This window comes from Pseudomonas japonica (genome assembly GCF_900188455.1).
GTDB classification, from domain to species: Bacteria; Pseudomonadota; Gammaproteobacteria; order Pseudomonadales; family Pseudomonadaceae; genus Aquipseudomonas; species Aquipseudomonas japonica.
The window spans coordinates 118841-129267 of sequence record NZ_FZOL01000003.1 but is presented as its reverse complement, the minus strand read 5'-3'; the positions used below and the strand labels follow the sequence as shown (position 1 = coordinate 129267).

The window sequence follows — 10427 nt, the reverse complement described above, 5'->3', positions numbered from 1 at the left end:
GGCGCGGCTACTTCAGTCGCTCACGCAGTTGGTCGAGTGTCAGGAACTTGCCCTTGTCGTTGTAGAACGCACTCAGCTTGAGCCCGCCCTCGCGCATCAGACGAGCACGTTCCGGGCCGAGTATTTCGTCCTGCCGCGCTGCCGACTGTTTGCCGAGCCACTCGGCATAAGTCATCGACTCCGGCACTTGGCCGTCCATGCTTGCCCGCGTGGCGCCGTCACTGAAGCCGAGCGCCTTGGCACTCTTGAGCACCGGCACCTTGCTGGAGCGGCAACAGAAGTGAATCCGCCCCGGGCCGGCCAGCCATGGGACCTGGTGACCGATGGGTTTGTAGGTGCCGAGCGTGTACGGCAGACGATCCCGGATCCGGCATGTCGGGGATGTGTGGTTGTCCAGGGTACTGAGCCACTCGACATGACTGATGATGTCGCTGTTCGCTTCGTAGGCCGCGTCGCTGGCCGTTTCGGCGGTATGGGATATCGCAGATCGCACCACCGCTTCAACGTCGCGTCGAGACTTCTGGAGTGCGCCGTCGGCGTAACGCTCTGCTCGGCTGCCCATGACAGTCTTCACGATCTCGGCGGTGGTGCGTCCCTCGACCACCCCGGAACGGACGGCATCACGAACCGCAGCAGCACGGCTGGACTCAAGACCTGCCATCCACTCACTGAGCAATCGCCCCTGGAACGGTCTGGCCTGGGTGATGGCCTTCACTGCGCTGAACGCTGGGGAGACCACGGGGTATGCCTCCTGCACCAGCGCCGGCAGCACAGCACGTAGCGCCCCCTGCTGAAACGCCAGCTCGTAACTGATCAACCCATCGGTTACCTGGTCCATGGCCAGGCGGATCTCGACGAAGGTCTGCCGGTTGATCCGGAGCGCCGCTGAGAGCGCGATATCGACTGCTGCAGCCGACAAGTCAGTGCCCAGGTTGTCGATGGCCTCAATCAGAGCCGCGCGGAGATCGGCATCGGCGCTGTTCAAAATCTTGATGATCGCCACGACCTGGCTATTACTCAGCCTGGACACGTCGACCTCGTGACCGATCAGCTCGTTCAGCAGCTTCTCGTTGGCCGTCTTCATCACAGCACACCGAGGGCTGGGCCCTGAGCCTCAATCTTCGCCTTCTCATCCTCCCAGTCGTATTCGTCGCTGATCACGCCGCGGCGCTGCATCTCGGTGAACAGCGTTTCTTTGGAGATCATCCCGGCATTGGCCGTGGAGACCAGAGTCGGCAGCGAGACCTCTGGCATGTAGTCGACATCGAAGTTGCCGCGCATCTCAACCGAGCCGCCTTCGCCTAGAGAGCGGTAGTCGGCCATGAACTGCAGCAACTGGGCCAAGCAGTCGGCGAAGTGGTGAGCCGTGCGGGCCAGCGGCGATAGCTCTTGCGCAGCCTCTTCCTCTGCCTGGGTCGCAGTCTTGGTCGCGGACTTGTCAGGTGTGAGCAGCTTGGCACCCGCCATCCGCATCTCGTCGATGAGGTCCTTCAGCGCTGAGCGCCCCGCCTCAACGGCTTGGCCGGTATGCTCGACGTACTTGAGGTCGCCGTTGGCGGGCAGGTCAGTCAGCGAGCCGGTGCCCACCTTGAACTCAGGCGGCACCGGCACGCCCTGATCGGTGAACTGCATCTGCACGCCCACGCGCACCAGGATCGGAACGCGGATTACGTGGAGGATGTTGTCCTGGTCGCTCTGGCTCTGCCAGTGCTTGACGTTCAGATGAGCCAACTCCAGCAGCGGAGGCTTCGCGGTCATGAATCCGGTGCGACCGGTGTAGAACGTGACCCACGGGATCCGCTTCAGGCTGGTGACACCCTCGTCGTGGAGGGTGAACTCGCCGCCTTTGTCTTCCCGGCGGTAAATACGCCAAGCCCCAGGCTCCATCACGCGGATTTGCTCGACGCACTTCGCGCCGAACTCGCCATCCTCCTCCTCGACCACCTCTCGGTAGCGCATCATTGTGAGGACACCGTCCTTGGACCGCCAGCCCAAGACCTGCTCAGGCTTCACCAGGACCACATAGGGGCGGACCCCGGCAGCCTTCTCGTCGGCCTTGGTTTTCAGGTCATCAGCTCGCTGGTGATCAACGAAGGCATGGCACAGGCCGTGACTCATCCCCTCGCTGAAGAACGTCACGGACCAGGAGTTCAGATCATTGCCGGCGCAATCGATGTCCTTGGTCATCGTCACGATGTCTTCGGGCACATCGTCGCCGACCTGCAACGGCTCTGCGAACACCCGGGAGGTCATGTTGCCTACCGTTTCCGAGTACGCCGGCAGCAGCGTGGAAAGCCGCAGGCGCTCCTTGTAGGACTGGTCGTCCTCAGCGGGGTACTGCGGCAGCAGGCTTTTGCCTGCCGCCCGCATTGCCATGGTGCCGCCCATGAGCGGCGAGATCACCTCCCAGTAGGCGCGCATCGCGTCGACCGCGGGCAATGTGGTGCTCGGGTTGCTGCTCATGGTCACATTCTCAGGGATTGGCTCGTGGTCACTGCCACGTTGATCGGGAAGCGCTTGGCGATGAAATAGCCGGCGGCGTCGTTCATGTGGTCATGGCCCTTCTTCGGGTCCTTGTCCGGGTCGCCATGCTTGTCGTAAGTCTGCCGCTCGAGACAGAGCGTCAGCTGTGGGCACTGGTCGATGTTGACCTTCAGCCGGCGCTCGCCGTAGGTATTCAGCAGTACCGCATTGAGCGAGTTCACACGATCTTTCACGCTGGGGTTCGTGGAATCGACCACCACTGTAAATCCGGCCTTCATCAGCAGCGATAGGTCCGACTCGCTCGCGTTCTTGCTGCTGGTGTTCTGACCACTGGCGTCCGGGTAGACGGCGATGCTGTGACCTGGGAAGCGGGCCCTGATCTTCTCGATCATCTCGGGCGTGTCACGCACCGAGTGGAATTCATCCAGTGCCAGCGGCAAACCGTCCCGAACCACATAGACGACTGCCGCCATCTTCATGACGTTGAAGTCCATGCCGATGTGTAGGGTTTCGCCTGGCTTGATGCGCTCGCTGGTGCGGCTCTCGGTGCGACTGAACGTGTAGTACACGACGCCGGCATAGTTCTCGAAGCTGGCTTCGTACTCCTGCCGGAAGGTGCGCGGATCCATCTTGCGGCGCGCCGCGTCCAGCTCTTCGGCCGGGACGTTGCCGCCCTGGAGCGAGGTGTACAGCCAGCTCTTGTGATCCGGCTCTCCGTCAGTCTGCCCGTCGCGGTACGTGTCGTAGCAGTGGTTGAAGCCCTTCGGGGTGCCAATACGCAAAGCGTGACCGCCCTTGCACTTGCCGATGCCTGGCACGACGTACTCACACGTCGACAACATCGGACGCAGGACTTCCTCCCAGGCCGCCCACTTGCAGTCGGCCCATTCATCCACCAGGACAAAGAACAGACCGGATCCGCGCAAGTCGTCGTAGTTCTCCAAGCCCACGCAGCGTATCAGGTGACCGCTCTTGAGCGTGATCAGCATGTCCGACTCGTTCGGCTTGCATTCCCGCCACTCACGAGGAATGGCCTGTTTCAGTCGCCGCCAGAACACCCGGCGGGCTTGTTTCTGCGTCGGGGCTGCATACCAGATCTCGTCCTCGACACTGACGCCCCACTCCGCCGCCAGCCTTGCAGCACGGCGCATTTCAGCCTTGCCGAGGAATGTCTTGCCGAACCGTCGCCCGCAGACCGCATCGCGGAAGCGCGCCACGGGCTGAAAGCCCCAGCAGTAGATGTTCGCCTGCTTCGGCGTCAGCTTGACCGGAGCCTCATAGGTACGGGGTAGTCGGGACATTCTCATCTGGCTCCAGCGTGTACTCAGCAACGGCGTGCTGCTGATCCGCCTGGGAGCCCAGGGGTTTGTCGGGTTCGATCTTGCGGTTGACGTACATGTCGCCGCACTCCTTGGCGGCCTGTTCCAGAAGTTGGGCGCTCAAGGCCATGTTCTTTATGGCCTCGGCCTTCTCAGCCATGCGCCCCAGTGCACGCAATCTAAATGCACGGTTAGCGATCGGGATGTCTGCGGTCTCTTCCCGGAAGCGCTTACGGGTGTCTTCGAACAGGGTTACCCAGCGTTTGGCCAGGTCTCGCCCGGCGCGCTTGGTAGGGTCGTGCGCCTCACACTTCTGCCGGGTTACCTCAATGCCGAATTCTTCTCGGACAGCTGCCGCTACTTGCGAGGGGGTATCGAAGCAGGCCAGGGCCTGAACGATGAAGGCTTTCACCTCGTTGCTCAGGGCCGCCATAGGTTTCCATCCGTCTTGGGTCTGTCAGGGGTCAGGCAGACTTGAGCAGACAGGTTCCGCAGGCCCTCGATATGTTGATCTTGGCCACTTCAGGCGGCCGGCTTGCAGCGTCAGATGTGCGCCCAGGACTTCCTGTTCACGACATCGAGCGCAGTTCGCTTATGTACCCCGTATCGGTCAGCCAGGCATTCAACGCTGGCTGATCCAGAGGCATGCAGGCTACGCATTTCGAGCACTTCGACTTCGCGCAGCTTTGCCTGTCCGTTCGACTCACCCTTCGCACACTGCAATCCAGCGGCGTATGCATGCTGCTGGTTCGCAGATGAGGTGATCCATTCCAGGTTGGTAACGGACGCATTGCCTTTGTTGCCGTCGATGTGATTGACCTCAGCGCCTGGGAATGGCGGCTCGCCAAGGAAAGCAATTGCCACAAGCCGATGAACCAGTTCTGTGCTCTTACCTCCCAGGAAGCAGAGATCAACGCTCAAGTAAGGCCTGGACTTGCTTCTGCCCGGGGTCTTGAGGATTGACCCGGCCTTGGCACAGGTACGCGAGGTCAATCTTTTCACCCGGCCAAGGTTGCTGATGGCGTAGTCGGGGTAATCCGCGATCGTTTTCCATTGTTCAAGCATTACGCAGACCTCAACAGGCATGTGCCACATGCATTGGCGATAGACGCTCGGCTGATGGATGGCGGGGATTTGGCAGCCTCAACCATGCGAGCCAGGTCGCCCTCGGGATGCCCCACGCCATAGCGCTGGACAATCGCAACGAACTCGCTGACGTCATGGCCGCGCATCTCAAGCTTGGGCATGCCGTCCTGGGTGAACTTGGGCGCGCCGTACTGATCGGTCGCCTGGGCTATGTGGTAGAGCTCGTGCTCGACCAGGGCGCAGAACTCTGCATCAGTGCATTCTGCGCAGTAGTCAGCGGCCAGCGTGATCAGGTAATCCGGCTCCTCGCCGAACCACTCCCGCATCTGTTGCTCTTGGCGAGCTTTCTGCCAGCCTCCAGCGCGGAACATGACCTGCTCAGCCTGGCCCAAAACAACCCGGCCCTGCTTGGCGAATCCTGAGGATGCCCAGAGCACGCCTATGCTGGCGTCGATCAGGTGCGCATGGTCTTGGTTGTGAATGCTGCCGGTGTCAGCGAGGATCTCGGCTTGGAGCCAGTCCCATACCTCGGGAGCCGGAGTCAGGCGAATACCAAAGTCGGATAACTCGGACACCTCAAGTAGTGGCACCGGGGGAAGTGGTCTGTTCACACGCTCCCCCCTGGATTCGCTGCATTGCTGACACTGAAAACGATGACGCCGGTCTATTGAGGCACCCTCTAGCGTCGGGCACACTTCTGCGGACTCATTGCACGAAAAGGAATTTATGATGCCGTTCTCACCGGATGAAAGAACCGCTTTGCTCGCTCTCAAAGGCATAGGCCCAACCGTCATTACTAGGCTAGAGCAGATGGGAATCGAATCGCTGGCTGAGCTAGGTAAATCGGATGTCAGCGACATTTTGGGTCAAGCATCAGCCGCACTAGGTTCAACCTGCTGGAAGAACAGCCCTCAAGCCCGAGCAGCAATTACAGCAGCTGTCGATCTTGCAAAAGGCTCAACTAAAAGCACCCCGGCCCGGTAGGCTCGCTCGATCGCCTCCCAGTCGGGTTGCTTAGTTGTCATGAGGTCCGTCCAGTCTTGCAATAGTGGCCGATTACCGGCAACAGTACGCCGCTGCGCCAGCGCTCAGCTGGAATTGCCATAGGAAAAAATATGATCAAGCCGAAACCAGACTTCGAGTACATGAGCGAGCTGCTCCACGAGCTCTTCAACAGAGACAGCCTTCAGTCCGCATTTAATGTGATTACCGACCAAGAAATCACGGGCTGGGAAATCTGGTTTCAAATCGAATTTGCCAGGTTCTTGGCGGAGCACAGCTCCGAACCTGAGTGGCATCGCGAGCAATCGCTTGAGTTCGATTACCGCATGGAAAAGCAGCGCTACTTTTTCAAGCCTGACTTCATCATTCGAAAAAAGCACTGGGTGCTTGATCGATACGTTGCCTTGGAAATCAAGCAGCACCTTCAGCAGGGCAATTGCATATCGAATATGGTTGCGGATCTAGCGAAGGTTGCCAAAGTCAGGAAGTCTGAACTGGATCTTCGCTCGTTTTGGGCGCTCGGAATTTTCCAAACTGACGACAGTACAGACGCGGCCGAGCTCATCGAATCGAAACTGACGAACTCAGGGCAGTTTTACTACGAATCACGCACCAAAGTCGCTGCAATTCCTGGCACCGCGTTTAGCTATGCGTTGTTCTGAATGCTACTGCGCCGAGGCAACCCTCAGCGTTCTGATCTTTCCGCCAGTGCTGGTATCGCGCTTTGCAGCCATCTCGACGGCCTTCTCGGCGGATGCGCCCATATCCATCGCAGCGAATGCGTAAGGCGTGCCGCTGCCAATGGCGTATGGACGGTCGAGCATGATTGGCGACTTCCATAGGCCGGTGTTGTCATCCACCGCAACCATCATGAGCTGCTCGCCATCCAAGACCATGGCTGTTACGTCGATGCTTCCCTCTGGCGTGCCGCCGAAGTAAGCGTCGACCAGCCTGGCGAAGTCCGGAACCGCGCCGGAGCAGATGAACTTCACCCCATCACGCTCCAGGCACTTCTCGTAGTCGTCGTAGGTGATCACGTCGCCCCGGGTGATTTGGGAGTCGTAGGCGATGATGCCGTCCTTGTAGGCGATAGTGGTCATGACGGAACTCAGCTGATCTGGTGAGCGCGCCACGACATGGCGCATCGGGAAAATGTGGCGCGCTTACGGCGAAACCCTGTTCAGGGCCTCATCAGCCCTATCTGCCGCTTGGGTTGCTGTGGTCGCCGCATCAGATGCAGTTGCTGCGGCGTTCTCCGTGCGGCGGGTCAGCTCTTCGAGCCGTCGGTCACGCTCTTCCATGGCGACGTCATAGGCCTTGCGGATCTCATCAACCTGGTGGGCCTGAGTGCTGGCCATGGACCAATAGGCCGACTGCCAGCCGAGGACCGCTCCGCCGGCGATGAGCAGGCCGGCGATCATCCAGACCTCCACCCGACGCCACCAGCGGCGGGCGATGAACTCAATTGCGCATCTGTCCATCAGGACGCACCTCCCAGCTTTCCGCGCAGGCGGGCGATCTCCTCGCTCTGGGCGGTGACGCGATCTGTAAGCTGGCCGACTTGGCTGGTCAGGGCCTCGATCTTGCCTTCGAGCCGGCCGACGGTTGCGGCCAGGTCATTGCGCTCTTTCGCGAACTGATCGGCGCGGGCCTCAGCCAGCTTGCGGGCCTCGCGCTCGGAGTCGAGCAGTTCATTCAGACGGCGGACTGTGCCGATGTCGGCGGTATCCATGGCTCGGTCCGCTGCATCCTTCGACAGGAACTTGCGGAGCCATAGGAAGCCGCCCAGCAGGACGGTGCCCGTACCACCCAGCCAGGTGGCTGTGCCTGGGCCGAGGTCGGTCGGATCCATCCAAAACTCCAAAATGAAAAGCCCCAGCGGCTGCCGAGGCTTGGGATAGATTGAGTCTACGACCCTTTCAGATCGCTATCGCGGCACTTTTCTCCAGTCGCCACAATGACTGCGCCCCACGGTTCCATAGGGTCTTCAACGGTAGCTATGAACAAATACCGCAACTGGCGAGCACTCAGCAGCACGGGTTACCAACGGTTGCGGGCGGGCAAGTAAAAGGACGCAACCACACCAATCGCAGAGCCTGCGAGAACGCCCCAGAAATCAGCCTCTAACAATGAGGCGGCAGGTAGCATTTTTCGGGCCTCCAAGAGGCTTTGAAAGTCACTAGAGTCAGCCCCAAAAGCCGCGTTCCACCCGTGAGGAACAAACATCAAGAAAGCCATCAACACAGGTGTGGCGACGTAATGCCAAGTCGAACCGTACCGTGAATTACGCCCCAGATAGAAGACTATGCACACCAGCACAACCGACAGAACTCCAGTTGTTAGGGACTGCCACAGGAGTTGAACCGAGCCAGCTAATTCGGAAAACATTACTTCTTACCTCGTCAAATTATTGGACGGAAAGAAGAACAATAAATTGACACCGGCAGCGATAGCAATAAGCCACAAATAAAAAAGCCCGACACATTGGCCGGGCTTTGTTGCCAATCCTAAACGCGCAGGAATGACAGGATGGGTATAATTTCGCTCAGTCGCTCACTGATGTCAACAGGCAATCACGCCGCGTGGTTCAGCATCAGTCCTTCCGCCTCCAGAATGCGCTGAGCCTCCGCCAGGGCTTCGGCCACCAGTTCGTTCAGTCTTTCGTTGATATCCGCCCGCCAGCGGCGCCGGGTCGACTCAGGTGCCGCGTCGAGATCCCAGGTGTTCATGTCGTAGAAACTATCGGGCAGGATAATCACATCCTCCTCCACGGCCTCGACCCGCTTCTTGTCGGCAACCCCAGCAGCGACAGCAGCCCTGATAAGGGCCTCTCGGCGCCATGCTGGAGTATCCAGCGGAATATCCACCGACACCGCCTTAGCTCCCTTTCGACCAGCGCCTGGAAGCTTCGGAATAGCCCAGGCGGTGACCGCCTTGAATACGAACAGTGGCTTGGCGGGACTAGGGATCAGCGGCCTCACCGCGGCGATCGCCTTGACCTTCATCGCCTTACTGGTGCTGTACTTGGCCACAAGCGCATCCCAGTGCCGGGGGATCAGCAGGTGATGAAGCCTGGCGGCCACCCAGTAGTCCACCTGTGTCCTATCCAGCTCTCCACCGACTGACGACAGGGAGACCAGACACCCGCCCTCCTCTTCGTTCGGGTTATAGAGTTTCTGCCAGGCCTGGCCTTTTGCGGCCCCTTTCTCTCCCGCCGCCAGGGCGGCAACCACTGCTCCAGATACGCTGGTGTAGATCATGCTGCTTCCCCTTTCAATTCCTTGATCTTGGCTTTGTACTCGGCCTTCAGGGCCTTCAAATCTTCGATTGTGTAGCGGCGGGCCTCATGAGGCCCTTCAAGAAACGCGATTGCCTCGGCGCCGATCCGGCGTACCAGGTTGATCCGGTAATTCACGATGTCGCCGGACTTGTGGTTGTTGCAGGGCGCGCACTGCTTGTGGACGTTGAGCGGCTCGAAGCGGAGCTCCGGGTTCGCGCCTACGGTGCGGTAGTGTCCGGCGTGGTACTGGCCCTGGTGGTGACGGCCGCAGCTGATGCATGGCAAGTCCGCATCACGCAGGCGAACCCACTGGTTGAACACCGTCTGGACTTCACGCACGTAGTCGGCGCGGCTCTTGAGTTTCTGCTTGCGGACCTGGACAGCGCGGCGCTCTCGCTGGGCGATCGCCTTACGCGCCTTCTCCTGGTTCGCCGGCGCATGATCCAGGGCGCACTTGGGGCTGCAGACCACCTGCGTGCTGTTGAAGCTCGGCGTGAACTTCTCGCCGCAGGACTTGCACGTTTTCCGCTTCACTTCCTTGAGAGGCGTCCTCACGCGGCAGCCTCCCCCAGCAGATCCCCGAAGAACACGCCCTTGGCCGTGAACTCGACGGCGATGCGGTCGGTGTACATGCAGCCCTGCTCCCGGGTGAGCAGCCGGGTCACCGGGAAACCGTCAGGGCCGAACATGGCACAAGCCCCCATCCAGCGGAGCTTGATCTCGTAGGGCAGGTGCAGCAGCGCCAGGTTGTAGCCTTCACGAAACTCGGCGCTGGCCGAGCGCATGATCGGGACGCCGTGGTGTAGCTTGCAGTACCGGCGGACATCCTCGACGTCGCCCATTTCGGTCGATTTGGCGATCCGCTCGTACATCGAAAACCACAATGCATTCTGATCCAGGGTGCGGTCCTTCCCCGGGCGCATGCTGACTACCACGAACTTCTTCTCGCGGAAGAGCTGCGTGAGCAGCGTGACGGCCTCCGTCAGCTTGGCCTGGCTGTTGACGCTGATCCTCTCAGCCATCACCTGCCCTCCCTTACCCAACGTCGGATGCGAAGCTCACACCCGCTGATGAGTGTGACGCCATTCGCACAGCCGTAATGGGTAGCCCGACGCTTGCAGCCGCAATGGCAGTGGCGCCGAGCCTTGGCTGGCTTCGGTTCCATGTAGCGGATGTGCTGGATACCGTTCCCCCATTGCCCCCAACCATCCACGCCGCCACGCATTGCAGCGGAGCGCGCCTGTGGCGAGAGTGAG

14 protein-coding genes and 1 pseudogene are annotated in these 10427 nt (G+C 60.2%); 2 read left to right on the top strand and 13 right to left on the bottom strand.

Annotation, left to right across the window (positions count from 1 at the left end; genetic code table 11):
* Nucleotides 1-7: 7 nt before the first annotated feature.
* The 7 genes and pseudogenes from CHB99_RS05380 to CHB99_RS05355 all read right to left on the bottom strand — a co-directional run bounded on the left by CHB99_RS05380 (nucleotide 8) and on the right by CHB99_RS05355 (nucleotide 5500).
* On the bottom strand, nucleotides 8-1084 hold the full coding sequence (locus CHB99_RS05380) for a hypothetical protein (RefSeq protein ID WP_042125039.1): 1077 nt from the start codon (nucleotides 1082-1084) through the stop codon (nucleotides 8-10).
* A complete protein-coding gene (locus tag CHB99_RS05375) occupies nucleotides 1084-2463 on the bottom strand; it encodes a DUF4055 domain-containing protein (protein WP_042125037.1) in 1380 nt (459 codons plus the stop codon). The genes CHB99_RS05380 and CHB99_RS05375 overlap by 1 nt, the downstream gene beginning before the upstream one ends.
* Before the next feature lie 2 nt (nucleotides 2464-2465).
* Nucleotides 2466-3785, bottom strand: a complete 1320-nt coding sequence (locus CHB99_RS05370; protein WP_042125035.1) for a phage terminase large subunit family protein — start codon at nucleotides 3783-3785, stop codon at nucleotides 2466-2468.
* Nucleotides 3760-4236, bottom strand: a complete 477-nt coding sequence (locus CHB99_RS05365; RefSeq protein WP_042125032.1) for a DUF2280 domain-containing protein — start codon at nucleotides 4234-4236, stop codon at nucleotides 3760-3762. Before CHB99_RS05365 ends, CHB99_RS05370 begins: the two co-directional genes overlap by 26 nt.
* A gap of 31 nt (nucleotides 4237-4267) precedes the next feature.
* Nucleotides 4268-4348, bottom strand: a pseudogene (locus CHB99_RS30510) (putative metallopeptidase); the annotation flags it as partial.
* Entirely contained in the window at nucleotides 4347-4868 is a 522-nt protein-coding gene (locus tag CHB99_RS05360; protein ID WP_042125030.1) for an NUMOD4 motif-containing HNH endonuclease, read from the bottom strand. The gene CHB99_RS05360 and the pseudogene CHB99_RS30510, both read right to left, overlap by 2 nt.
* Complete coding sequence (locus tag CHB99_RS05355; RefSeq protein ID WP_042125027.1) at nucleotides 4868-5500, bottom strand: putative metallopeptidase; 633 nt, start codon at nucleotides 5498-5500, stop codon at nucleotides 4868-4870. Before CHB99_RS05355 ends, CHB99_RS05360 begins: the two co-directional genes overlap by 1 nt.
* A 118-nt stretch (nucleotides 5501-5618) precedes the next feature.
* Between CHB99_RS05355 and CHB99_RS30050 the strand changes: the two genes are divergently transcribed.
* A complete protein-coding gene (locus CHB99_RS30050) occupies nucleotides 5619-5873 on the top strand; it encodes a Pathogenicity locus (protein ID WP_084702722.1) in 255 nt (84 codons plus the stop codon).
* 131 nt (nucleotides 5874-6004) lie between these two features.
* Nucleotides 6005-6553, top strand: a complete 549-nt coding sequence (locus CHB99_RS05345) for a hypothetical protein (protein WP_042125025.1) — start codon at nucleotides 6005-6007, stop codon at nucleotides 6551-6553.
* Nucleotides 6554-6556: 3 nt separating this feature from the next.
* Here the strand turns inward: CHB99_RS05345 and CHB99_RS05340 are convergent, their stop codons facing one another.
* The 6 genes from CHB99_RS05340 to CHB99_RS05315 form a co-directional block, all read right to left on the bottom strand.
* On the bottom strand, nucleotides 6557-6991 hold the full coding sequence (locus CHB99_RS05340) for a proteasome subunit beta (RefSeq protein ID WP_042125023.1): 435 nt from the start codon (nucleotides 6989-6991) through the stop codon (nucleotides 6557-6559).
* A gap of 63 nt (nucleotides 6992-7054) precedes the next feature.
* Nucleotides 7055-7372, bottom strand: coding sequence for a YfgM family protein (locus tag CHB99_RS05335; RefSeq protein ID WP_042125021.1), 318 nt, complete (start codon nucleotides 7370-7372; stop codon nucleotides 7055-7057).
* The gene (locus CHB99_RS05330; RefSeq protein WP_042125019.1) at nucleotides 7372-7743 is read right to left on the bottom strand and encodes a DUF3450 domain-containing protein; all 372 of its coding nucleotides are present in this window, start codon (nucleotides 7741-7743) and stop codon (nucleotides 7372-7374) included. The genes CHB99_RS05335 and CHB99_RS05330 overlap by 1 nt, the downstream gene beginning before the upstream one ends.
* Before the next feature lie 721 nt (nucleotides 7744-8464).
* Nucleotides 8465-9151: a phage-like protein gene (locus CHB99_RS05325; RefSeq protein WP_042125016.1), complete on the bottom strand. Its 687-nt coding sequence runs from the start codon at nucleotides 9149-9151 to the stop codon at nucleotides 8465-8467.
* Nucleotides 9148-9726 (bottom strand): recombination protein NinG, encoded by a 579-nt coding sequence (locus CHB99_RS05320; RefSeq protein WP_052419436.1) that lies wholly within the window; start codon nucleotides 9724-9726, stop codon nucleotides 9148-9150. The genes CHB99_RS05325 and CHB99_RS05320 overlap by 4 nt, the downstream gene beginning before the upstream one ends.
* Nucleotides 9723-10193, bottom strand: a complete 471-nt coding sequence (locus CHB99_RS05315) for a hypothetical protein (RefSeq protein ID WP_042125013.1) — start codon at nucleotides 10191-10193, stop codon at nucleotides 9723-9725. Before CHB99_RS05315 ends, CHB99_RS05320 begins: the two co-directional genes overlap by 4 nt.
* Nucleotides 10194-10427: the final 234 nt, after the last annotated feature.